Source organism: Pseudomonas sp. C2B4 (assembly GCF_013359695.1).
In the GTDB taxonomy this organism is placed as follows: Bacteria; Pseudomonadota; Gammaproteobacteria; order Pseudomonadales; family Pseudomonadaceae; genus Aquipseudomonas.
Genome location: NZ_JABFMU010000036.1, coordinates 1 through 23,220, shown reverse-complemented (window position 1 = coordinate 23,220; position 23,220 = coordinate 1). Strand labels below are relative to the sequence as shown.

Sequence of the window (23,220 nt, the reverse complement as noted above, 5' to 3'; positions counted from 1 at the left end):
GAAACGGCTTACAACCGCTGAACCGTCACCGAACCCGCTGCCCCCGCAGGTCCCGGTCGTCCATCAGCGCCAGGTTTACCGCTCTTGCCACCATCGGCCTTGTAGATAATGCAGCCCTTGGCCTTACCGCCCGCTCCCGGTTTGCCACCAGGCCCGGCCAGGCCACCGGCACCGCCGGCCACCTGGACCTTGATCTGTTCTGCCGGGTAGTCACGCGGCACCGCCAGTTTGACCAGCGCACCTGGCGCCCCTGGCTGACCGTCACTGCCATCGCTGCCATCGGCACCGCGCCCCGCCTGCCCCCAGGTGCAGCCCGGTGCCTGACCGTTGGCGCCGTCGAGCCCGACAAAACCCGGCGCTCCCGCACCACCGCGAGCATCCACCAGCAATTGCGGCGCGTTGAGGGACTTGATCTGCAAGTTCAGATTACGTCCGGAACGGGCGGCTTTCTGGTACGTGCCGGGCGCACCGCGAGCGGTAATCTGGCTGCCCTCCGACAACTCGGCACGACTGACCTTCAGCTCCAGCGCCTGTTCGCTGGGCACGATCGCGATGCGCGCATCACGTCCCAGCTGCAGTTCGCCAACGGTGACTTCGGTCACGTTCGAGGGAATCAGCAAGGTACCGTAGTCCGCCACGACCAGGCGTTCCAGTTGCAAAGTACTGGCGGTGTTGGGCAGGCGCATCAACGAGTTGGTTTCGACGCTCACCACCTGGGCGCAAGCCAATGGACTGATGAGTGCCGCGAGCAGACAGAGTTTACGCATGGGAAGCCTTAGTTGCGGTGGGAGCCGGAAGGGTTTGCAGGTGGAAGACGCCGAAAACGATAATCTTCAAGCGATCGAGCCACGGATGGGCACGACCTCTGAGACTGCGATAGCTCAGCAGCGCTTCGAGAAGATGGAGGGTCGCCAACAGGCCACCGGCCAGGTTGACCAGCAGATGCAGCGGATGGACGAACGGCGTGAGCAGATTGGCCAGCACCACCAGCCAGAACAGCAGGGTCAACAGCTTCCCCAGCCCCCATAACACCTTCATACGCCCCCCGATGAGAATTATTCTTTGCGCGCACAGTAACGGCTTCCACGCGGGATAAGCCAGAGGGCGAGCGAAAATTCTTCATGATGGCCGCCGAATGGCCGTCGCCGTGAAACGATTTTTCACACGACGGCTCTAGCTCGCGGCTCAGCGATTGATGTGCAGCTCCACACGACGGTTTTTCGCGCGGCCTTCTTCTGTTTCGTTATCAGCCACCGGCTCGCTTTCGCCCTTGCCTTCGCTGGTGAGCTTGCTCGGCGCCACGCCCTGGCTCAACAGGTACTGTGCAACGCTGCTGGCACGTCGCTCCGACAACGCCTGATTGTAGGCATCCGCCCCGACGCTGTCGGTGTGCCCTACCACCTTGATGCCCACCACGTCGGCGTCCAGCAGTTTGCTCATGATCGAATCGAGCTGGCTCTGCGCGTAGGGGGTCAGGTCGGATTGATTGAAGCCAAAAAACACGTCATTGCTCAACGTGATGACTTCGGGCTGTACAGGTTCCGCAGGTTTCTCGCTGACCGGATATTGCGGCAACGGGCAACCGTGATGTTCCACAGGTGTATTGGCCGGGGTGTCCGGGCAGCGATCGCGTCGATCGAAAACGCCATCCTCGTCCTCATCACCATCCTGGGCATAACAGATCAAACCACCGCTCAAGATACCGAGCGCCGCTCCACCGGCCGCCCAACCGCTACTTCCAATAGCGCCCAAGCCTCCGCCGACCAGTCCGCCAATGACGCTGCAGATCGGCCAGGTGCGTTGATTGAGGGGGGCGGTGCCATCACTGTGAGTAGCGCAACCGGTCAACAGGCTGCCAAGCAGCAGAACCGGTAAGACGGTCCGTGTGAGTTTGGTCATTTTGAAAGCTCCTGTGTCACCGGCCAATGCCGGTCACACAGGAGTAAAGACCCGCATCCGCGACTGCACAAGCCGCGGATGCGAGGGAGCTAGCGTTGGATTTTGATTTCCGTACGACGGTTCTGTGCACGGCCGTCGGCGGTTTTGTTATCGGCAACCGGCTGACTTTCACCGGCACCGGAAACAGACACGAAGTTGCTGCGCGGCACGCCTTCCTGGATGAGGTACTCAACCACCGAGTGAGCGCGTTTATCCGACAATTTCTGGTTGTAGGTATCACTGCCCACACTGTCGGTATGGCCGGTAACGGTCAGGCGGGCAGTAGGCGCTTCCGCTTTCAGGCGAGTGGCGATCTTATCCAGAACCTGTTTGTCAGACGCGGTGAGCGTTGCTTTATCGAACTGGAAGTGAACATCGCGAATGACGATGGTTTCTTCCTTGACTACCACGGCTTCTTCAACCACAGGAGCTGGTGCTGGTGGTGGGCAACCATCGGCATCGACTTTCACGCCTCTAGGGGTACCCGGGCACTTGTCGCGGCTATCCGGCACACCATCGCCGTCTTCGTCGCCATCACCATGAACCCAGCAATAGGCCGCCGCCGTACCGCCGGCAATCAATGCTCCCCAACCGGCCCATGACGAACTCTCGGTCGCTCCGATGCCCGCACCTACGACACCGCCGACTGCCGCACAGATCGGCCAGTCGGTTTTCTGCAAACCTGCGCAACCAGTCAACACACTGGTTAGCAGAACCAGGGGTAATGCTGTCCGAACTATGCTCATCTAGTTTTCTCCTGAAGGATCGGCTTAGAACCGATTAAGGGAGTAAAGACCGGAGATTAAAACTCCGCCAGCAATAGGCCATTGCAGTTTTGTCCCGTATTCACGGGAGATCGTCACTTTTACGAAAAACGCGCTCTAGGCTCGAACTGGCGGGCAGGCTAGTCTTGGCAAATCTGAGTGAGGATCTTCGATGAATGCAGGTATTTCTTCGCGCACGCCGCAACAGGCGCTGGCCGCTTTACTGGATCGTTACGCCCCTTCGCGGCTGTTGCTGATTGGCGCCAGCGAGTTCCCCGCGCTTGAGGCCTTCAAGCTTGCGCACCCCGACAGCTGCGTGGCGCACACGGCACCCGGCCCGTTGCCTGCCGAGCTGGCGGCGCGCCGGTTTGATCTCGCGCTGGTCGTCGATTGCCTTGAACACTTGCCTAAGCGCGATGGGCTGAATTTGCTGGGCGGCATCCGCAACCTCAACGCCAGCCGCATTGCGGTACTGGCCGACTTGCCGGCCAGCGGCTGGCAAGAGACGGACTTTTTCTCTCTGGCCTTGCAAGCCAGTGAACGCTTCCAGCGCGACGATCAGGTGTTGACGCTGTTTACCTATGATCTGCTTGAATACAAGCAAGTCCCCGACTGGCTCAACTCGCGGTTCTGGGCCAATCCGGAAAATTTCGGGAAATATTGGTGGTAACGCAATGAGTACATCCATTTGCCCTTGCGGCAGCGGCACCCTCCTCGATGCCTGCTGCGGTCATTACCACGCCGGGCACCCGGCCCCTTGCGCCGAAGCCTTGATGCGCTCGCGCTACAGCGCTTATGTGCTGGGCCTGATTGATTACCTGGTGACGACCACCCTGCCCGCCCAGCAGGCAGGCCTCGATCGGCAATCGATCAGTGAGTGGAGCGCCCAGAGCACCTGGCTGGGTCTTGAGGTGGAAAGCTCTGAAGTCCTCGGCGGGCAGCCGGAACACGCCTTTGTCACTTTCACCGCGCGCTGGCACGACGGCAGCGGCGAACACAGCCACCGCGAGCGCTCATCGTTCGTGCAGAACGCCGGCCACTGGTACTTCATTGATCCCACCGTGCAACTCGATGTCGGGCGTAACGACGCCTGCCCTTGCGCCAGCGGGCAGAAGTTCAAGAAGTGCTGTTCGGGGTATTTCGGCGGTTGAAGTAGAGCCAACGACTAGACTGGGGTTCAAGGAGGAAAACACCACCATGATCACCCGACGGCTCGGACTCTATCTAGTTACGTTGACCCTGTGCCTGGGGCTCGGTGGCTGTGCGTCCTGGTTCAGCTCCGATGAGCCGGACCCCGAGGTGCATCTGGTCAGGGTTGAAGTGAAGCGGGCCAAGCTGATGGAGCAGCGGTTCGTGCTGCATTTTCGCATCGATAACCGCCGAGACAGTGACCTGACCGTGCGCGGCCTGGAATATCGCATTCACCTGGGTGGCATCCTGCTGGCCGAAGGCGAACATGAACACTGGATCACCGTCACGCCCAAGGCCAGCCGTTTTTACAAGGTGCCGATCCGCACCAACCTTTGGCCCAAGATCAAAGACCTGGTCAAACAGCTGAAAGAGTCCGAGCAAGGCATTCCCTATCGTCTGGAAGGCGAGATGGAAACCGGTTTATTCATCGCTCACTACGTGCACCTGGCGCGTAATGGCGTAATAATCCCCGCCGATCTAATTCCGGAGTAACCCCGATGACCCAGCAACCCCATGTCCATGGCCCTGACTGCAACCACGATCATGACCACCATGATCACGACCATGGCCATGTCCACGGCCCGAACTGCGGCCACGCCCACCAGGAACCGGTGCGCAACGCCCTGAAAGATGTCGGCCGCAACGACCCTTGCCCATGCGGCAACGGCAAGAAATTCAAGAAGTGCCACGGCGCTTGATGCTTTGGGCGAAGAGTTTCTTCGCCCGTTGAATCGCCATGTAGGAGCGAGCCTGCTCGCGAAAAACTCGAAAACGCCGCGTTGAACCATTCGGTACGCATTATCGTTAACGACCATCGCGAGCAAGCTCGCTCCTACAAGGCTTCACACCAGGATCTGCGCCGTACTGACCACCGTCGCATACTCCCCCTGCAGATTCCCCAACGACATCCCATGCACCTCCTCGGCTGAACGGGCATTTCCAAAGAAATCGGCCTTGTCGAAGGTAAAGCACGCATCCTCCACCACCCACGTATCAAACCCCAGATTGCCCGCCGTTCGCGCCGTGGACTCCACCGAGTTGTGAGTCGCCACGCCCACGATGATCAATTGTTCGATCCCCACCTCGCGCAACCAGGCCTCCAGCGCCGTCGAACAAAACGCATCCGGCACCTGCTTCTGAATCAGTTGCTCGCCAGGCCATGGCTGAAAACGCTCCTGAAACTCCACGCCGGATTGCTGCGGCCAGAACACGGAATCCGCTGAGCGGGACAGGTGCTGTACGTGGATGATCGGTCTTGCGCTGCGCCGCCAATGATCCAGCAGTTCCAGCATGCGCGCCTCGGCCTGGGGATTATTTCGACGACCGAGTTTGGGGTGCAGGATGCCTTTTTGTTGATCGATGATGATCAATGCTGCGTTTGCCTTGAGCTCCATGCCGACTTTTCTCACGCTTGTTGATTGAGTTTGTCGCACTTCAACATTGCCTCCGCTGACAAACAACCCTGCAACGTCATTCGGATGACTTGGACAAATCCTGAAATAAGACCTTTTGTCCGCTTGCGCACCCCCTTCCCGCTCACTAACGTAGCGCCTTTGCCTTAATTGCACCCTTACTCCCGCAGGAGCTTTGCCATGGCCTCGCCAGCCCTTACACATTTTCTACCCCGGTTCGGCGTTGCCGCAGCAGTGGCGGGGGTTTTGAGCCTGACCGGCTGTCAGAGCTTCAATGCCCAGGACACCCTGCCGCCCACTGTTGGTGTACAGCCACTGAAGGGCCTGGCACAGAACGTTTCGGTGCGCCGCAATGCCATGGGCATGCCGTTGATCGAAAGCAGCACGTTCCACGACGCCCTGTTCACCCTCGGCTACGTGCACGCCAGCGACCGCATCACGCAAATGGTCACCCTGCGTTTGCTGGCTCAGGGACGCCTGGCCGAGATGCAGGGTTCGGATCTGCTGGATGCCGACCGCTACATGCGTGCCGTCAACTTGAAGAAGAGCGCCGGCGAGCTGTACAAGGCTTCTTCGCCACGCCTCAAGCGATTCTTCGAAGTCTATGCTCGCGGGGTCAACGCCTACCTGTTCCGCTACCGCGACAAACTGCCGGCCGACCTCGCGGCCAGCGGTTACAAGCCTGAATACTGGAAACCGGAAGATTCGGCGCTGATTTTCTGCCTGCTGAACTTCAGTCAGTCCGCGAACCTGCCCGAAGAAATTTCCTCGCTGGTGCTGGCCCAAACGATCACCACCGACAAACTCCCGTGGCTGACGCCCTCCGCGCCAGACGAAAAACTGCCGCTGGCCGAAAGCGAAAAGCTGCAGGGCATCAAGCTCAATGGACAAGTACCGGGCCTGGCAGATATCAGCAAAGCCACGGGACTACTCTCTGAGCTGAACCTGCTGGGCGCCACGTCCTCGAACAACTGGGCCATCGCCCCGCAACGCAGTCGCAGCGGTAAAAGCCTGTTGGCCAGCGACAGCCATGGCCCGATGGGGGTGCCATCGTTGTTCAGCTACGTGCAGATTCGCGCACCGAAGTATCAGGCATCCGGCGTGACCATCGCCGGCTTGCCGATGGTGCTGGGCGGGTTCAACGGCAAAGTGGCGTGGAGCATGACCACGGTCATGGGCGACAACCAGGACCTGTTCCTGGAGAAAATCAAGCGCCAGGGCAATGGCCTGACTTACGAATCCAACGGCAAATGGACGCCTGCGATCGTGCGCAACGAAACCTATTTCGTCAAAGGCCAGCGGCCAATTCGCGAAGCGGTGTTCGAAACCCGCCATGGCCCGTTGCTCAACAGCGCCCAGGGCCTGGCCCAGGGCAGCGGCTTCGGCCTGGCCCTGCAGACGCCGAACTTCACCGACGACAAAACCCTGGACGCGTTTTTCGACCTGTCCCGCGCACAGAACGTCGAAAAGGCGTCGGACGCCAGCCGCGAGATCCGCGCCATTGCCTTGAACCTGGTGTTTGCCGATGCCAGCAACATCGGTTGGCAAGTCACCGGCCGCTACCCGAACCGCCGCGAAGGCGAAGGCCTGCTGCCCTCGCCGGGCTGGGACGGACGCTACGATTGGGACGGTTACGCCGATCCGATGCTGCACCCCTACGATCAGGACCCGGCCCAAGGCTGGCTCGGTACCGCCAACCAACGGGTCATCCCTCATGGCTACGGCATGCAGCTGTCCAATTCCTGGTCGGCACCGGAACGCGGCGAGCGCCTGGCCGAACTGGCCGGCATCGGCAAACATGACACCCGCAGCCTGATCGCCATGCAGTACGACCAAACCACGACCTTCGCCGCCAAACTGAAGAAGATGTTCGAAGCACCGGGCATGGCCCAGCCGCTCAAGCAGGCCATCGACGCGCTGCCCGAGGCGGATCGCGGCAAGGCACGCGAAGCATTGACCCGTTTGATGGCGTTCGACGGCAAACTGGCCCCGACCTCCACTGACGCCGCGATCTACGAGCTGTTCCTGCAGGAAAGCACCAAGCAAATCTTCCTCGACGAATTGGGTCCAGAGAGCAGCCCGGCGTGGAAAGCCTTTATCGCCAACGGCAAGTTGTCCTACGCCGCACAGGCCGATCATCTGCTGGGCCGTGAAGACAGTCCGTTCTGGGATGACGCGCGCACCGCGCAGAAAGAAGACAAACCGGCCATCCTCGCACGCAGCCTGGCCGCGGCGATCAGCGCGGGCGACAGTCAGTTGGGTGGTGATCACAAAGCCTGGCAGTGGGGCAAACTGCACCGCTATGAATGGAAGAACAGCCATGGCCAGACCGTACGCGGTCCGCTGCCGGCAGGCGGCGATCACACCACGCTCAACACCGCGGCGTTCACCTGGGGCCAGGACTTCAACACGACGCTGGTGCCGGCCATGCGCTTTATCGTCGACTTCGGCCAGGCCGAGCCGCTGACGGGCCAGCTCGCCACCGGCCAGTCCGGCAACCCGGCCAGCCCTAACTACCTCAACAGCATCGATCCGTGGTTGAAGGGGCAATACATGAGCCTGCCGATGCAACCGCAGAACTTTGACAAGGTGTACGGAACCAAGCGATTGACCCTGACACCCGGCAAATAAAGACGGCTGAAAAATCCCTGTGGGAGCGAGCCTGCTCGCGAAACGGTGTGTCAGTCACCTTGAAGGTTGATTGACACGTCCTCTTCGCGAACAGGCCCGCCACCCAAAACAGTGCAGGCTTTTCACGCCGCCCGTTTTCGTGCACTAATCGCATCCGGCAATTTCCCGAACACCTTTTAAACGCTTGTTCGGCACTCTGGTTCGGAAATTGCTACTTTCATTAGGTCTTACGCGTACCAGTAACAATAATTCTGCGCCACAAGCGCTCATATTGGTTCTTAGGGATTGAATAATGAAAAAAGCATTGCTGACCCTGTCTGCACTGGCATTGTGCGTAGCTGCTGGCTCTGCGCTGGCAAAGGAATACAAGGAATTGCGTTTTGGCGTTGACCCTTCCTACGCACCGTTCGAGTCGAAAGCGGCCGACGGCAGCCTGGTAGGCTTCGACATCGATCTGGGCAACGCAATCTGCGCCGAGCTGAAGGTCAAGTGCAAATGGGTCGAGAGCGATTTCGACGGCATGATTCCTGGCCTCAAGGCCAATAAATTCGACGGCGTGATCTCTTCGATGACCGTCACCCCGGCCCGCGAAAAAGTCATCGACTTCTCCAGCGAGCTGTTCTCCGGCCCTACCGCTTACGTGTTCAAGAAAGGTTCCGGCATCACCGCAGACGTTGCCACGCTCAAGGGCAAAACCGTCGGCTACGAGCAAGGCACCATTCAGGAAGCCTATGCCAAGGCCGTTCTGGACAAGGCAGGCGTGAAAACCCAGGCCTATCAGAACCAGGACCAGGTATATGCCGACCTGACTTCGGGTCGTCTCGATGCGGGTATCCAGGACATGCTGCAGGCTGAACTGGGCTTCCTGAAATCCCCACAAGGTGCCGACTACGACGTCAGCAAACCGGTCGACAGCGAGCTGCTGCCAGCCAAAACCGCCGTCGGTATTAAGAAAGGTAACACCGAGCTGAAAGCGCTTTTGGATAAAGGTATCAAAGCGTTACACGATGATGGCACCTACGCCACCATCCAGAAGAAACACTTTGGCGATCTGAATCTGTACAGCGGCAAATAATGCCCGGCGCCCATCTCGCGATGGGCGCTTTTTTCATCCGATCAGGTTGCTGATTTATGTTCGAAAACCTCTTACAAAATCTGGGGCTCTCAGCCTTCAGCCTCAAGGGCTTCGGTCCGTTGCTGATGGAAGGCACCTGGATGACCATCAAATTATCGGCGATGTCGCTGCTGGTGGCCGTGTTGCTCGGCCTGCTCGGCGCCAGTGCCAAGCTGTCAAAAGTCAAACTGCTGCGCCTGCCCGCCCAGTGCTACACCACGCTGATTCGCGGGGTGCCGGACCTGGTGCTGATGCTGCTGATCTTCTACAGCCTGCAAACCTGGCTGACGTCGCTCACCGACTACATGGAATGGGAATACATCGAAATCGACCCATTCAGCGCTGGCGTACTCACCCTGGGCTTCATTTACGGTGCGTACTTCACCGAAACCTTCCGCGGCGCCATCCTCGCGGTGCCTCGCGGTCAGGTTGAAGCAGCCACCGCTTATGGCCTTAAACGGGGTCAGCGTTTCCGTATCGTGGTGTTCCCCCAAATGATGCGCTTTGCCCTGCCGGGTATCGGCAACAACTGGATGGTCATGCTCAAGGCCACCGCGCTGGTGTCGATCATCGGCCTCGCGGACCTTGTAAAGGCTGCACAGGACGCGGGTAAAAGCACTTATCAACTGTTCTATTTCCTGGTGCTCGCCGCCGTGATCTACCTGGTGATCACCAGTGCCTCCAATATCATTTTGCGCTGGCTCGAACGTCGCTACGCCGCCGGCACCCGGGAGGCCGTACGATGATCGAACTCCTGCAGGAATACTGGAAAGCCTTCCTTTACACCGACGGTCAGAACATTACCGGCCTGGCCATGACCCTGTGGCTGCTCAGCGCTTCGATTTTCATCGGGTTCATCGTTTCGATTCCGCTGTCCATCGCCCGGGTTTCACCGCACTTCTACATTCGCTGGCCGGTGCAGTTCTACACCTACCTGTTCCGTGGCACGCCGCTGTATATCCAACTGCTGATCTGTTACACCGGGATCTACAGCCTGGCCGCCATCCGCGCGCAACCGCTGCTCGACAGCTTTTTCCGCGATGCAATGAATTGCACCATCCTGGCGTTCGCCCTGAACACCTGCGCCTACACCACGGAGATTTTCGCCGGGGCGATCCGCAGCATGGCCCACGGTGAAGTCGAAGCGGCCAAGGCCTACGGTCTTACAGGCTGGAAGCTCTATGCCTACGTGATCATGCCTTCGGCCCTGCGTCGCTCGCTGCCGTATTACAGCAACGAAGTGATTCTGATGCTGCACTCGACCACCGTGGCGTTCACCGCGACCATCCCGGATGTACTGAAAGTCGCGCGGGATGCCAACTCGGCGACCTTCCTGACTTTCCAGTCGTTCGGCATCGCCGCGCTGATCTACCTGACCGTCACCTTTGCGCTGGTCGGCCTGTTCCGCCTCGCCGAACGCCGATGGTTGGCCTTCCTCGGGCCGACCCACTAGGTCTTTTCTGTTTCAGGAAACAAAGAATGCGCCACCAGATACATGACCTGCTGGCCCCGCTGCCGGGGACCGCACGCCAGATCCACAGCTTCCACTTCGGGCCTGCAACGGCGCCTACCGTTACAAGCGCCCGAAGCAAGATCTACATCCAGTCATCCCTTCATGCCGATGAAATGCCCGGCATGCTGGTGGTCTGGCACCTCAAGCAACGCCTGGCGGAGCTGGAAGCCGCCGGTCGTCTGCGCAGCGAGATCGTCCTGGTGCCGGTCGCCAACCCGGTCGGCCTGGAACAGGTGCTGATGGATGTGCCGCTGGGCCGCTACGAGCTGGAAAGCGGGCAGAACTTCAACCGCTGGTTCGTCGATTTGAGTGAAGAAGTCGGTAACGACATCGAAGGTCAACTCGGCGACGACCCGCAACATAACCTGCAATTGATCCGCAACAGCCTGCGCACTGCGCTGGCGCGGCAGACCGCCAGCACCCAGCTGCAATCCCAGCGCCTGACCCTGCAAAGGCTGGCCTGCGATGCGGACATGGTGCTGGACCTGCATTGCGATTTCGAAGCCGTCGCGCACCTGTACACCACGCCCGAGGCCTGGCCGCTGGTTGAGCCGCTGGCCCGCTACATCGGCTCCGAAGCGAGCTTGCTGGCCACCGATTCCGGCGGCCAGTCGTTCGATGAATGCTTCACCCTGCTGTGGTGGCAACTGAAAGAGCGCTTCGGCGAGCACTTCGATATTCCGTTGGGCAGCTTTTCGGTCACCGTCGAACTGCGCGGCCAGGGCGACGTCAATCACCCGTTGGCCAGCCTCGACTGCCAGGCGATCATCGATTACCTGGTTCACTTCGGTGCGATTGCCGGCGAGTCGGCCCCACTGCCTGACCTGCCCTACCCGGCCACACCGCTGGCCGGTGTGGAACCTGTGGCCACGCCGGTCGGCGGGCTGCTGGTGTTCACCGCGCTGCCAGGGGAATACCTGGAAGCCGGGCAACTGATCGCCGAAATCATCGATCCGATCTCCGACCGTGTCACACCGGTCCACTGCACCGCCGCCGGGTTGATGTACGCCCGTTCGCTGCGCCGCATGGCCACCGCCGGCATGGTGATCGCCCACGTCGCGGGCGCCGAAGCCTATCGCAGCGGCTACCTACTTTCGCCTTGAGGATGCTTGCTCCATGTACAAACTGACCATTGAAGGCCTGCATAAAAGCTATGGCGATCATGAGGTGCTCAAAGGCGTTTCGCTCAAGGCCAACACCGGCGACGTCATCAGCCTGATCGGCGCCAGCGGCTCGGGTAAAAGCACCTTTCTGCGCTGCATCAACTTTCTTGAACAACCCAACGACGGCGCCATGAGCCTCGACGGCCAGGCGATTCGCATGGTCAAGGATCGCCACGGCATGCATGTCGCCGATCCCGACGAACTGCAACGGATCCGCACCCGGCTGGCCATGGTGTTCCAGCACTTCAACCTGTGGAGCCACATGACCGTGCTGGAAAACATCACCATGGCGCCACGCCGGGTGCTGGGCTGCAGCAAGCAGGAAGCCGAAGACCGTGCGCGCCGCTATCTGGACAAGGTCGGTCTGCCGGCACGGGTGGCCGATCAGTACCCGGCGTTCCTATCTGGCGGCCAGCAGCAGCGCGTGGCGATTGCCCGGGCGTTGGCCATGGAACCGGAAGTCATGCTGTTCGACGAGCCGACCTCGGCGCTGGACCCGGAACTGGTGGGCGAAGTGCTCAAGGTGATCCAGGGTCTGGCCGAAGAAGGCCGGACCATGATCATGGTCACCCACGAAATGAGCTTCGCCCGTAAAGTGTCGAGCCAGGTGTTGTTTCTGCATCAAGGCCTGGTGGAGGAAGAAGGCGCGCCGGAAGACGTGCTGGGTAACCCGAAGAGCGAACGCCTGAAGCAATTCCTCAGCGGTAACCTCAAGTAACCCCTACTGCAAAACCTGTGGGAGCGAGCCTGCTCGCGAATTGGCCCGGTCAGTCAACATTTCTGTTGGATGAAACATGGCCTTCGCGAGCAGGCTCGCTCCCACATTCAATTCAATCAGGCCACAGGCGCGGGAGGCGGCTCATCCGGCAGGGTGGGCTCACCGGGTTCGGTGGGCTGTTCATTGGGGGTATCGGGATCAGGCTGGCCGGGGATGCCCCCTGCCATGCTGACTGACGGGTGTGCCAACAACGACCAGGCCAAAACGCCAACCTGATTGGGCTCAAGCCTTGCCAGTTCGGCACTTATTCGCGGGTCGATCTTCATAAAGCACTCCTGAGCGATAGCCCGATCCGCCTTGCGCAAATCGGGGCAGTACACTCCATAGAGTGTACGCTCGCTCAGGAATTCCCACGTTTTGTCAGACGGCTGACTCAGGTCCGAGGCAGGGTCACGCCGCGCTGGCCCTGATACTTGCCGCCGCGATCCTTATAGGACACTTCGCACTCTTCGTCGGACTCGAGGAACAGCATCTGCGCCACGCCTTCGTTGGCGTAGATCTTCGCCGGCAGGTTCGTGGTGTTGGAGAACTCCAGGGTCACGTGCCCTTCCCACTCCGGCTCAAGCGGGGTGACGTTGACGATGATGCCGCAGCGGGCGTAGGTGCTTTTGCCCAGGCAGATGGTCAATACGTTGCGCGGAATACGGAAATATTCGACGGTACTGGCCAGGGCGAAGGAGTTCGGCGGGATGATGCAAACGTCGCTGTGAATATCGACGAAGCTGCCGGCATCGAAGTTTTTCGGGTCGACGATGGCCGAATTGATGTTGGTGAACACCTTGAAATGATTAGTGCAACGCACATCGTAGCCGTAGCTCGACACGCCGTAGGAGATCACACGGCTGTCGTCGCTGCCGCGCATCTGGCGCTCGACGAACGGCTCGATCATGCCGTGTTCCTGCGCCATGCGGCGAATCCACTTGTCCGATTTGATGCTCATGGCGGTGTCCTGAATAGCGAGGTGGAAAAAATCTGTCCGGCATCTTACCGGGGCGGGCCTCCGGGTTCAAAGAGCAGGGCACAATTCTCGACGATCACGCGTTATTGACGGACCTTCGAAACAATACGATGCACCGTCGATCATGAAAACCGAGAAACCTTCGCTAGAAGCATTGGCACGTTCCGGAAAAAGGGTTAAGGTGGCGCCACTGTGCTGCTTGTGTCACTGAGAATCTCTACACGATATGTTGAATTTCGATCCAACCATCTACAAGAATTTTTCCTGCTCTTTGCACTCAGTCTCGGCCAGGGTTCTTCCTGAGTCGCAGTTATCTTTGTTCAAGGAGTTACACCATGTCTAATCGCCAAACCGGTACCGTTAAGTGGTTCAACGATGAAAAAGGCTTCGGCTTCATCACCCCACAATCCGGTGACGACCTGTTCGTTCACTTCAAAGCTATCCAATCCGACGGCTTCAAAAGCCTGAAAGAAGGCCAACAGGTTTCTTTCATCGCTACCCGCGGTCAGAAAGGCATGCAAGCTGAAGAAGTTCAAGTTATCTAACTTGTACTTGCTTTAGTAAAAAGCCCCGCCCTCAACAGCGGGGCTTTTTTGTGCCTGAATGTTTTGCATCGCCCCATCTCCGCTCCCCCTCTATATGATTCGCGCCCTGGAAAATCACATGGAAGAAAGCAGGATGCAATTCATCTCCTGGAAAGCACTCAACGCAGCACTGCTCGTTTTCGCACCGCCTCTCAATACCTACGCAGAATCGCAACCTGAACACCCGACCGTAATCGTCGGAATGAATACTCGCGCCACCTACTTGGCGAAGGGTCCGGAGGTGAATGGACACTCATCTATTCAACTTCGAGCGGCAGCACTTTTGACGCTTTCAACCCCCCATGCTTGCGGAAGCAATGAGATTTACATGACGCCCGAGTCTGCAGGCATCCCCGATGATTCCTTTCGCCGAGCCCTCGACGAAGTCCAGCAACTGATCGATCAGAAAATCCCTCTTCTACTTACACATACGGTCTGCGAACGCAAACGAGCGTTTCTCGTGAAGGTGCGCCCCTGTACGCCTGAAGAATGCGGCGAACTCACGGCATCCCTTGTAGACGGAAAACAGTATCTGGATCGCGAATTTTCACCAACAGGTCAAGGCCAAGCGTATTACTACGTGAAGATGCCGATGGAGTACGACAGTAAACGCAAGGCATGGGTAGCACAGATCTTCTTTGTCGAAACCCAAACCCCGAGCCATGAATATTTTGTGGATAAGGCAGATTTTGTTTCAGGCAAGGCAGTCCACGCCTACAGAAGTTACTACCGAAGCGGCAAGCTCCGCCAAAGCTATAAAAGCGACGCACATGGCCTGCGCCAGGGCGAAGCGCTCACGTACTCTGAAAGCGGCATAGTCATCAAGCGTGAGGGTTATCTAAACGACGAGCTCGAAGGATGGCAATCTATCTACCATGACAATGGCAAGATCGCCGAATCCTACAACTGGCAGCTAGGCAAACGCGTGGATGGTGAGTATCTCGAATATGACGAAGACGGGGCATTGATTAGCCGTAGCAGCTATCGAAACGACGTGTGGGACGGGCCTGCCCTGGGTTACTACCCGAACGGACAGCTGAGATACAGCACTCTTTTCGTTAACGGCAAAGCACAAGGTCCGAGCACCCATTACTTTGAAAATGGCGCTATACAACTGACTCGAAACGATATCGACAGCAAACCGGATGGCTGGCTGATCACGTACTTCATCGACGGCAAAATAGAAGAAAAGGCGTTTTACAGGGCTGGATTTCGACAGAGCTTTGAACGCTGGAATGAGCAAGGTGTGCAAACCGTTCAATGGCAGTGGGATGAACTGCACCGCGAACAGGGCGATTTCAAGGAGTGGTACAAAAACGGCCAACTTAAGGAACAAAAGACCTACGAGGCTGGCAAACTCGAAGGCCCCTTCCGCGCTTGGTACGAAAACGGCCAGATAAAAACCGCTGCGGATTATAAGTCGTTTCTGGGCAGAGGATGGCCGCCTGATCCAAGAGTGCTATTACGAGGCAGGTGAACGCCAAGGCGAATGTGCACGAAAGAATTAATCGATAACCAGAGAACGCCGCCCAGCACAAAGACCCGACTTCAAAACAATGCTGCTCACCTAAGTATGTAAACCACATTTGTGGCTAGGGGATGAATTCTCTAGCCACAGCTTTAAGCCTCCCCCGAACGGTTTTTTGTGAGCATGCAGTTTTGCCAGACAAAAAAGCGCCTTACCAGGTCACGCCGAATCCAGCGGTATACCGCGTCTTATCCAGATCCGCATCCTTGGTACCGTCGATGATGTCTCGCTCGGCCTTGAGATTGAGCGAAGCCCAGTCCGTCACCTTGTAGCGCAAGCCCATCTCCGCATCCAGCGCATACTCGGCCACGCCCGACAGCGGCTTGCCCACCTCGCCATTGGTGAAGAACTCCACTTTCTTGCCAATCAGGTAGCGGTTGTAATCCCACTTCATCGCCACGGAATAGAAGTTTTCCTTGCTGCCATCGGCGAATTGATAGTCGGTGCGGTTGACCAGCGATCCGAGGGAGAAAGCCCCCAGTTCGTCATCCCAGAACTGATAACCCGGGCCCGTACCGACGGTGCGCTGACGGGACAGATCTTCGACCTTGTCGCGTTTGTAGACCAGGCGCCCCTGCCAGAACCATTTATCCGTCAGGAAGCGGTCGAGGGAATACTCGGCCCGCCAGTTGTCAGTGGTGACCACATCATCCTGGAACTCACGGTTGTATTCGCCTTCCGCGGTGTGCCGCCAGCGACCATGGCGCGCACTGGTCTTGAAGTCGACATCGTAATCATCGGTGTCTCTTTCGGCCCGCTGATAATCCAGCGCCACGTCGACGTTGCCTTTCCACACCAGATCCTCGACCACAGGTTTTGGCTTGAGGATCTGCTGGATACTGGCCAGTTCGACAGTCTTGAGCGCATCACCGTTGGCCAGGGTGACCTTGCCGTCGTCCGCCGCATGCAATGCCTTGGCCTTTTCGCCGGTGTAGGCATCCTGCTTGACCAGCAACTGCTGATCGCTTTCCAGGGTTTTGACCTGCTTCCAGTCGATAGGCACCGCACCGGCGTACTCCGTCTGGATCAGCAACTTGCCACCATCGAACAGAACGATCTTGCCGCTCAGCTTGTCACCGTTCTTCAACCAGACGGTATCGGCGAGCAAGGGAGAGGAGGCACTGACGACAGCGAGGCACAGCAACGTTCTGGACAACATAAGCAAATACAGACTCAGGATTGCGAAAAAAGTCGGCATTATCCGAAGAAATAAGGCCCTAGCAAGGACTGACACGACTATTTCTATTGAGTTCATTTCTCAACTGGCGATCCGCGATTTACTCTACAGACGGTACTGTGAATTTTTTCAGGATTACTTTTTCAGGAACACGGGACGTGAACGAACCCACCACTGAATCCGAAAGTGCGGCACAAATCCGACGCACGGCGCTCTACCTGACCCTCGCGCAAGTTCCTCAGGGCAAGGTGGTCAGTTATGGCCAGTTGGCGGAGCTCGCGGGCCTGGGTCGTGCCGCCCGCTGGGTCGGACGGACATTGAGCCAACTGCCCGGCGACAGTAAATTGCCCTGGCACCGCGTACTCGGCGCCGGCGGACGCATCAGCCTGCCCGCAGGCAGCCCATCCGGGGACGAACAACGCGCGCGATTGCGCATGGAGGGCATCAGTATCCTGAATAATCGAGTTGATATTCGACGCCATGGCTGGCGCCCGGTAGAGCACAGCGGTTAGAGTGCGCGCTTTGTTTCCGTATTTCTTGAGGCAGACTCCAGCCCATGCCCCGTAAAACCTGGCGCGCCGCGCTCGCTGCCTATGCCAGCCCCTCGACGCTTGTACTGCTGTTGCTGGGTTTCGCTGCCGGCCTGCCCTACATGCTGGTGTTCTCGACACTCTCGGTGTGGCTGCGCGAAGCTGGTGTCGCTCGCGAAACCATCGGCTATGCCAGCCTGATCGGCCTGGCCTATGCCTTCAAATGGGTCTGGTCCCCGCTACTCGACCAATGGCGCCTGCCATTGCTCGGCAAGTTGGGTCGACGACGTTCCTGGCTGGTGCTCTCCCAGGCACTGGTAATCCTCGGCCTGATCGGGATGGGTTTCTGCGACCCGCAAAAACATCTGTCCTGGCTGATCGCAATTGCCGTGATCGTCGCGTTCGCCTCGGCCACGCAAGATATTGCGGTCGACGCCTATCGCCTGGAAATCGCCGAAGACAGCCGTCAGGCTGCGTTGGCCGCCAGCTACATGTCCGGTTATCGAATCGCCGCGCTATTGGCGACCGCCGGCGCCCTGTATTTTGCCGAAGGCTTCGGCTCGACCGGTTTCAACTACCAGCATTCCGCATGGGCCGGCACCTACATACTGTTCGGCGTCCTGATGGTCCCGGCCTTGTTGACCAGCCTGTTCATGCGCGAACCGCCCGTTCCACTGCGCACACAATTGCAGGCCGGGCGATACAGTTTCGTGCATCAACTGGCATCGGTGTTCGTACTGATCGTGCTGCTGGTTTCCGTGCCGGCCATGTTCACCCAGTTCTACAACACCGACTTTGCCAGCGTTCTGTTCGAAGGCGTGAGCCTGCTAGATCTGCTGCTCGAAGACCGTGCATTCCTGCGCGCGATCCTCTACACCACCCTCACCGCCATGTGCCTCTCGGCCATGGGCCGTCGCGGCCTGGCCCCCGTACTGACACCGGTCAACGACTTTATTCTGCGTTACCGCTGGCAAGCGCTGCTGTTGCTGGGACTGATCGCCACCTATCGAATGTCCGATACGGTCATGGGTGTGATGGCCAATGTGTTCTATATCGACCAGGGCTTCACCAAGGACCAGATCGCCAGCGTCAGCAAAATCTTCGGTCTGATCATGACCCTGGTCGGCGCCGGCATGGGCGGCTTGCTGATCGTGCGCTTCGGCATCCTGCCGATCCTGTTCATCGGCGGCGCGGCGTCGGCAGGCACCAACATATTGTTCCTGCTGTTGGCGGACATGGGCCCCAACCTGCAGATGCTGGTTGTCACCATCTCCCTGGACAACTTCAGTTCGGGCCTGGCGACCTCGGCGTTCGTCGCGTACCTGTCGAGCCTGACCAACCTCAAGTTCTCCGCCACCCAATACGCCCTGCTCAGCTCGATCATGCTCTTGCTGCCACGTCTGATCGGCGGCTATTCCGGGGTCATGGTGGAGAAATTCGGTTATCACAATTTCTTCCTGATCACCGCCCTGCTGGGTGTGCCGACGTTGCTGCTGATCGCCTTGCACTGGTTCCAGGAGAACCGCCGCGAAGGTCCGACACCGACGCCGGAACCCGTCCCGACTCAGGTCGCGGAAGAATCATAAGCTGCATTTGAAGGAAGCAAGGCAGAGGGAGGAACGATTCCCGCCCTCCTGCCACACCGCCGACCGCACGCCTGTACGACAGCGGATCTCGCCCGTACAATGCTCCGTCATTTCTCGTCATCAGCAATCGATAACGGCCAACCATGCGCACCAGTCAATTTTTGCTCGCCACACAGAAAGAAACGCCTTCCGACGCGGTCGTGATCAGCCATCAGCTGATGCTGCGCGCCGGCATGATCCGCAAACTCGCCTCGGGCCTGTACACCTGGCTGCCGATGGGCTTGCGAGTCATGCGCAAGGTCGAAGCCGTCGTTCGTGAGGAAATGAACGCCGCCGGCTCGCTCGAAGTGTTGATGCCAAGCACTCAACCGGCTGAGTTGTGGCAGGAGTCCGGTCGCTGGGAAGAGTACGGCCCTGAACTGCTGCGTTTCCAGGATCGCCACGGTCGCGACTTCTGCGCCGGCCCGACCCACGAAGAAGTCATCACCGACCTGATGCGCAACGAGCTGAGCAGCTACAAACAGCTGCCGATCAACCTGTATCAGATCCAGACCAAATTCCGCGATGAAATCCGCCCACGCTTCGGCTTGATGCGCGGCCGCGAATTCATCATGAAAGACGCCTATTCGTTCCACGCTGACCAGCCTTCGCTGCAAGTCACCTACGATCGCATGCACCAGGCGTACTGCAACGTGTTCACCCGCCTGGGCCTGAAGTTCCGTCCGGTTGAAGCCGACAACGGCTCGATTGGCGGCGCCGGCTCCCACGAGTTCCACGTACTGGCCGAATCCGGCGAAGACGATATCGTCTTCAGCAACGGTTCCGACTACGCCGCGAACATCGAGAAGGCCGAAGCTGTACCGCGTGAAACCTCCCGTCCGGCACCGGCTGAAGAGCTGCGCCTGGTCGACACGCCGGACACCAAGACCATCGCCGCGCTGGTGGAAAAATTCAATCTGCCGATTGAAAAGACCATCAAGACCCTGGTGGTGCACGCAGAAGAGAAAGGCAAGCTGATTGCCCTGATCATCCGTGGCGACCACGAACTGAACGAAATCAAGGCCGCCAACCAGCCTGGCGTTGCCAGCCCGCTGGTCATGGCTTCCGAAGCCGAACTGCGCGACGCCATTGGCGCCGGCGCCGGCTCCCTCGGCCCGCTGAACCTGCCCCTGCCGATCATCATCGACCGTTCCGTCGAGCTGATGAGCGACTTCGGCATCGGCGCGAACATCGACGACAAGCACTACTTCGGCGTCAACTGGGAACGCGACCTGCCGGTTCCGACCGTTGCCGACCTGCGTAACGTCGTCAGCGGCGACCCAAGCCCGGACGGCAAGGGCACCCTGGAAATCAAACGCGGCATCGAAGTCGGGCACATCTTCCAGCTGGGCAACAAGTACAGCAAAGCCATGAAGTGCGAAGTGCTGGGCGAGAACGGCAAGCCGGTAACCCTGGAAATGGGCTGCTACGGCATCGGCGTTTCCCGCGTGGTCGCGGCCGCCATCGAGCAGAACAACGACGAGAAAGGGATCATCTGGAGCGACACCCTGGCGCCATTCCAGATCGCCCTGGTACCGCTGCGTTACGAAACCGACCTGGTTCGCGAGGCCACCGACAAGCTGTATGCAGAACTGACTGCAGCCGGCTTCGAAGTACTGCTGGACGACCGCGACAAGAAAACCAGCCCGGGCATCAAGTTCGCGGACATGGAGCTGATCGGCATTCCTCACCGGATCGTGGTCAGCGACCGTGGCCTCGCCGATGGCAACCTGGAATACAAGAGCCGTACCGAAGCCGAGCCGCAAGCATTGCCGGTTGCCGACGTATTGCCGTTCCTTCAGGCCCGTATCCGCCGCTGAAACCAGATAGAGACGTCATGTTCAAGCGAAACACCTTAGGCCTCGGTGGTGCCGCCCTGTGCGGCACCCTGCTGGTCAGCGGCTGTGCCAATCACATGTCACAACGCAGCGAGCACGAGGAACGTGTCGAGCGCAAACTGCTCGATCACAGCCTGCAGATCGATGTTGGTGAGCCCAAGGTGCTTGAGCTGCCGCAACGCCGGGTGAAAATCCACGAGCAGAAGACTTTCGAAGTCACCGAATTCGAAGTTACGCGGCATTACGATCGCTACACGCCGTACCAACCCTGGCGGGAGATCTACGAGATCCCGCTGGGCGCGGTGGCCGTAGTGGCAGGCGTCGGTGCCAACGTGGCCAACGTGTTCGCCTTGGGCAACCTGCCAGACAGCATGACCAAGGACTGGTTCAGCTACGGCTTTGCCGGGCTCAACCCGTTCATGAACGTGCAATCTCACGGTCGCGCGCAGCAAAACCTGGCCGGAATCGACGAAGTGCAGCTCGACAAACGCACCGAATACTCAAGCCTGCCCTGGAGCGAGCGTCCGGTTGAGGTCAAGGCCGGCAAGGATACGTTCGAACTGAGTACCGACAAAAACGGCGTCTTGCGCCTGAACCTGTTGGACAGCCCGTTCGCCGAACATGACCTCAACCACCTGGGCAAGCTGCAGATCAGTGTCGCCGACGGCAAGGATGAAGTGCACAGCGATTCGACCCTGGCACTGAGCAACACCTTGCGCGGCAAGCTGCTCGAAGCCCACGGACTGATCTACGACGACCTCGAAGATGACGAAGTGAGCCAGTGGGTACACCGGGTCAAACGCCTGTCGGAACTGGGCCTGGAAGAGGAAGCCAGCGAGCTGGAACAGAGCTTGATCGAACTGACTCGCAACGATCCTGAACTGCAGACCGAATTCCTCAAATCCTTGACCAAGGATGCCGGGCGTCTGGTGGCGGATCCGGGGCCGAATTAAAGCCGAAAAAGCTTCGCGAGCAGGCTCGCTCCCACAGTTTCATTGGCGTTCACAAATCCAATGTGGGAGCGAGCCTGCTCGCGAAAGCGGTCTGAAATTCACCACCACAACAAAACCTTGCCGCTACCGCTCAAACAACTCCATCTGCTCAAACCCGCCCCGCAAATCCTCCAGCCTCACCCCCACGCCCAACAATCGCACCGGCTTGCCCCCTCGATTGAACGCCTGAGTCAGCAACAGCTGATAACTGCCCAAATCCCGCCCTGCCCCGGCCTGCTCCAGCGTGGTCTGGGTGAAGTCGTGGAATTTCACTTTGACGAACGGTTTCCCCGGCCTGTAGCTGCTGTCGATCCGTGCCATACGGCCGGTCAGGGTTTCCAGCAGCTCGGGTAACTTATCCAGGCAACTCACCAGGTCTGGCAGGTCGACGTCGTAGGTATTTTCAACGCTGATTGACTGCCGGCGGCTATCGTTGTGCACCTGGCGATCATCGATCCCACGCGCCAGGCTCCAGAGTCGCTCACCGAAGCTGCCGAATTCACGTACCAGCGCCAATTTGTCCCACTCGCGCAACTGTGCGCAATCGAGGATGCCGAGCTTGCCCAACTTGTCGGCTGTGACCTTGCCGACCCCGTGCAACTTGCTCACCGGCAACCCACTGACAAAGTCCTCGACCTGATCCGGCGTAATCACGAACAAACCGTTGGGCTTTTTCCAGTCACTGGCGATCTTGGCAAGAAACTTGTTCGGTGCCACGCCGGCCGAGACAGTAATGTGCAGTTGATTCGATACCCGCCGACGGATGTCCTGGGCGATGCGCGTGGCGCTACCGCCGAAATGCGCGCTGTCCGACACATCCAGGTAAGCCTCGTCCAGGGAAAGCGGCTCAATGATGTCGGTGTAATCGCGAAAGATCGTATGAATTTCCTTCGAAGCCTCTCTATAGGCATCCATACGCGGCTTGACGATGGTCAGGTCCGGGCACAACTTCAGCGCATGACCGGAAGACATTGCCGAACGCACGCCATAAGCCCGAGCCTCATAGTTGCAGGTGGCAATCACGCCACGTCGATCCGCCGCCCCGCCCACCGCCAGCGGCTTTCCAGCGAGGCGCGGGTCATCACGCATCTCAATGGCGGCGTAGAAACAGTCACAATCGACGTGGATGATTTTTCGCTGGGTCATATCAACGCGGTAAATTCAGAGTGAAAAATGGCGGCGCGCCCTGTGGGATAAGCAGTATCTCACCCACACCTGTATATAGCACCAGTAGTCTGAATGTTCTTCGTCGAATGTAGGAAACGCGACGGCTGAATTTATTTTTTCAATCGAAAAGTTGTCACCAATAGAGCCTAAAGCCTTGCCAGGCCTGCCTTTCAGACCGATCAGCGCCCCCGCCATCGAGCTAAGCGATTGAACCTGAAGAGGTTTTGCCGGAAATTGCGGTTGACAGTCTGTCGATCCTCTGTAGAATGCCGCCACACAGACGCGGGATGGAGCAGTCTGGTAGCTCGTCGGGCTCA

26 protein-coding genes are annotated in these 23,220 nt (G+C 58.8%); 16 read left to right on the top strand and 10 right to left on the bottom strand.

Annotated elements, in window-relative coordinates:
• Positions 1-8: 8 nt before the first annotated feature.
• From HNQ83_RS20830 to HNQ83_RS20815, 4 genes are all read right to left on the bottom strand, one after another.
• The gene (locus tag HNQ83_RS20830) at positions 9-767 is read right to left on the bottom strand and encodes a collagen-like protein (protein WP_175390670.1); all 759 of its coding nucleotides are present in this window, start codon (positions 765-767) and stop codon (positions 9-11) included.
• Entirely contained in the window at positions 760-1,038 is a 279-nt protein-coding gene (locus HNQ83_RS20825; protein ID WP_175390669.1) for a DUF1145 domain-containing protein, read from the bottom strand. The genes HNQ83_RS20830 and HNQ83_RS20825 overlap by 8 nt, the downstream gene beginning before the upstream one ends.
• 147 nt (positions 1,039-1,185) lie before the next feature.
• Positions 1,186-1,899: an OmpA family protein gene (locus HNQ83_RS20820; RefSeq protein ID WP_175390668.1), complete on the bottom strand. Its 714-nt coding sequence runs from the start codon at positions 1,897-1,899 to the stop codon at positions 1,186-1,188.
• A gap of 89 nt (positions 1,900-1,988) precedes the next feature.
• Positions 1,989-2,684: an OmpA family protein gene (locus tag HNQ83_RS20815; protein ID WP_175390667.1), complete on the bottom strand. Its 696-nt coding sequence runs from the start codon at positions 2,682-2,684 to the stop codon at positions 1,989-1,991.
• 190 nt (positions 2,685-2,874) lie between these two features.
• On the opposite strand from HNQ83_RS20815, the gene HNQ83_RS20810 reads away from it, so the two are divergent.
• The 4 genes from HNQ83_RS20810 to HNQ83_RS20795 are packed head-to-tail and all read left to right on the top strand — an operon-like array spanning position 2,875 to position 4,591.
• The gene (locus HNQ83_RS20810) at positions 2,875-3,372 is read left to right on the top strand and encodes a DUF6231 family protein (RefSeq protein WP_175390666.1); all 498 of its coding nucleotides are present in this window, start codon (positions 2,875-2,877) and stop codon (positions 3,370-3,372) included.
• A gap of 4 nt (positions 3,373-3,376) precedes the next feature.
• On the top strand, positions 3,377-3,853 hold the full coding sequence (locus tag HNQ83_RS20805; RefSeq protein WP_175390665.1) for a YchJ family protein: 477 nt from the start codon (positions 3,377-3,379) through the stop codon (positions 3,851-3,853).
• Between the two features lie 46 nt (positions 3,854-3,899).
• A complete protein-coding gene (locus HNQ83_RS20800) occupies positions 3,900-4,385 on the top strand; it encodes an LEA type 2 family protein (RefSeq protein ID WP_175390664.1) in 486 nt (161 codons plus the stop codon).
• Positions 4,386-4,390: 5 nt separating this feature from the next.
• Positions 4,391-4,591, top strand: coding sequence for an SEC-C metal-binding domain-containing protein (locus HNQ83_RS20795; RefSeq protein ID WP_034146774.1), 201 nt, complete (start codon positions 4,391-4,393; stop codon positions 4,589-4,591).
• Positions 4,592-4,735: 144 nt separating this feature from the next.
• Here the strand turns inward: HNQ83_RS20795 and HNQ83_RS20790 are convergent, their stop codons facing one another.
• On the bottom strand, positions 4,736-5,287 hold the full coding sequence (locus HNQ83_RS20790; protein WP_175390701.1) for a cysteine hydrolase family protein: 552 nt from the start codon (positions 5,285-5,287) through the stop codon (positions 4,736-4,738).
• 198 nt (positions 5,288-5,485) lie between these two features.
• Between HNQ83_RS20790 and HNQ83_RS20785 the strand changes: the two genes are divergently transcribed.
• From HNQ83_RS20785 to HNQ83_RS20760, 6 genes are all read left to right on the top strand, one after another.
• On the top strand, positions 5,486-7,936 hold the full coding sequence (locus tag HNQ83_RS20785; RefSeq protein ID WP_175390663.1) for a penicillin acylase family protein: 2,451 nt from the start codon (positions 5,486-5,488) through the stop codon (positions 7,934-7,936).
• 292 nt (positions 7,937-8,228) lie between these two features.
• Positions 8,229-9,011 carry a transporter substrate-binding domain-containing protein gene (locus tag HNQ83_RS20780; protein WP_175390662.1) on the top strand — a complete coding sequence of 261 codons (783 nt, stop codon included), beginning with the start codon at positions 8,229-8,231 and terminating at the stop codon, positions 9,009-9,011.
• Positions 9,012-9,067: 56 nt separating this feature from the next.
• Positions 9,068-9,796: an ABC transporter permease gene (locus tag HNQ83_RS20775; protein WP_175390661.1), complete on the top strand. Its 729-nt coding sequence runs from the start codon at positions 9,068-9,070 to the stop codon at positions 9,794-9,796.
• On the top strand, positions 9,793-10,503 hold the full coding sequence (locus HNQ83_RS20770) for an ABC transporter permease (protein ID WP_175390660.1): 711 nt from the start codon (positions 9,793-9,795) through the stop codon (positions 10,501-10,503). Before HNQ83_RS20775 ends, HNQ83_RS20770 begins: the two co-directional genes overlap by 4 nt.
• A gap of 26 nt (positions 10,504-10,529) precedes the next feature.
• Positions 10,530-11,666, top strand: coding sequence for a succinylglutamate desuccinylase/aspartoacylase family protein (locus tag HNQ83_RS20765; RefSeq protein ID WP_175390659.1), 1,137 nt, complete (start codon positions 10,530-10,532; stop codon positions 11,664-11,666).
• 13 nt (positions 11,667-11,679) lie between these two features.
• Positions 11,680-12,444, top strand: coding sequence for an ABC transporter ATP-binding protein (locus HNQ83_RS20760; protein WP_056856146.1), 765 nt, complete (start codon positions 11,680-11,682; stop codon positions 12,442-12,444).
• Positions 12,445-12,560: 116 nt separating this feature from the next.
• On the opposite strand, the gene HNQ83_RS20755 is transcribed toward HNQ83_RS20760, so the two are convergent.
• Complete coding sequence (locus tag HNQ83_RS20755; protein WP_175390658.1) at positions 12,561-12,770, bottom strand: hypothetical protein; 210 nt, start codon at positions 12,768-12,770, stop codon at positions 12,561-12,563.
• Positions 12,771-12,877: 107 nt separating this feature from the next.
• Positions 12,878-13,444: a dCTP deaminase gene (gene dcd / locus HNQ83_RS20750; RefSeq protein WP_007940589.1), complete on the bottom strand. Its 567-nt coding sequence runs from the start codon at positions 13,442-13,444 to the stop codon at positions 12,878-12,880.
• Positions 13,445-13,797: 353 nt separating this feature from the next.
• Between dcd and HNQ83_RS20745 the strand changes: the two genes are divergently transcribed.
• Complete coding sequence (locus HNQ83_RS20745) at positions 13,798-14,007, top strand: cold-shock protein (RefSeq protein ID WP_002554837.1); 210 nt, start codon at positions 13,798-13,800, stop codon at positions 14,005-14,007.
• A 118-nt stretch (positions 14,008-14,125) separates the two neighbouring features.
• The gene (locus HNQ83_RS20740; RefSeq protein ID WP_256669100.1) at positions 14,126-15,523 is read left to right on the top strand and encodes a toxin-antitoxin system YwqK family antitoxin; all 1,398 of its coding nucleotides are present in this window, start codon (positions 14,126-14,128) and stop codon (positions 15,521-15,523) included.
• A gap of 202 nt (positions 15,524-15,725) precedes the next feature.
• Here HNQ83_RS20740 and HNQ83_RS20735 read toward each other — a convergent pair whose 3' ends face one another.
• Positions 15,726-16,733 carry a DUF481 domain-containing protein gene (locus HNQ83_RS20735; RefSeq protein ID WP_175390657.1) on the bottom strand — a complete coding sequence of 336 codons (1,008 nt, stop codon included), beginning with the start codon at positions 16,731-16,733 and terminating at the stop codon, positions 15,726-15,728.
• A 176-nt stretch (positions 16,734-16,909) separates the two neighbouring features.
• Here HNQ83_RS20735 and HNQ83_RS20730 point away from each other — a divergent pair, with 176 nt between their 5' ends.
• The 4 genes from HNQ83_RS20730 (at position 16,910) to HNQ83_RS20715 (ending at position 21,697) form a co-directional block, all read left to right on the top strand.
• Entirely contained in the window at positions 16,910-17,263 is a 354-nt protein-coding gene (locus tag HNQ83_RS20730) for an MGMT family protein (RefSeq protein WP_175390656.1), read from the top strand.
• 44 nt (positions 17,264-17,307) lie between these two features.
• Entirely contained in the window at positions 17,308-18,867 is a 1,560-nt protein-coding gene (locus tag HNQ83_RS20725) for an AmpG family muropeptide MFS transporter (protein ID WP_175390655.1), read from the top strand.
• A 143-nt stretch (positions 18,868-19,010) separates the two neighbouring features.
• Positions 19,011-20,726 carry a proline--tRNA ligase gene (locus HNQ83_RS20720; RefSeq protein WP_175390654.1) on the top strand — a complete coding sequence of 572 codons (1,716 nt, stop codon included), beginning with the start codon at positions 19,011-19,013 and terminating at the stop codon, positions 20,724-20,726.
• 17 nt (positions 20,727-20,743) lie between these two features.
• Positions 20,744-21,697, top strand: a complete 954-nt coding sequence (locus tag HNQ83_RS20715) for a hypothetical protein (RefSeq protein WP_175390653.1) — start codon at positions 20,744-20,746, stop codon at positions 21,695-21,697.
• Between the two features lie 123 nt (positions 21,698-21,820).
• Here HNQ83_RS20715 and dinB read toward each other — a convergent pair whose 3' ends face one another.
• Both dinB and HNQ83_RS31015 read right to left on the bottom strand, forming a co-directional pair.
• Positions 21,821-22,882: a DNA polymerase IV gene (gene dinB, locus HNQ83_RS20710; protein ID WP_175390652.1), complete on the bottom strand. Its 1,062-nt coding sequence runs from the start codon at positions 22,880-22,882 to the stop codon at positions 21,821-21,823.
• A 15-nt stretch (positions 22,883-22,897) separates the two neighbouring features.
• Positions 22,898-23,220, bottom strand: a 323-nt coding sequence (locus HNQ83_RS31015; RefSeq protein WP_218585546.1) for a hypothetical protein, incomplete at its 5' end; no start/stop codon positions are given.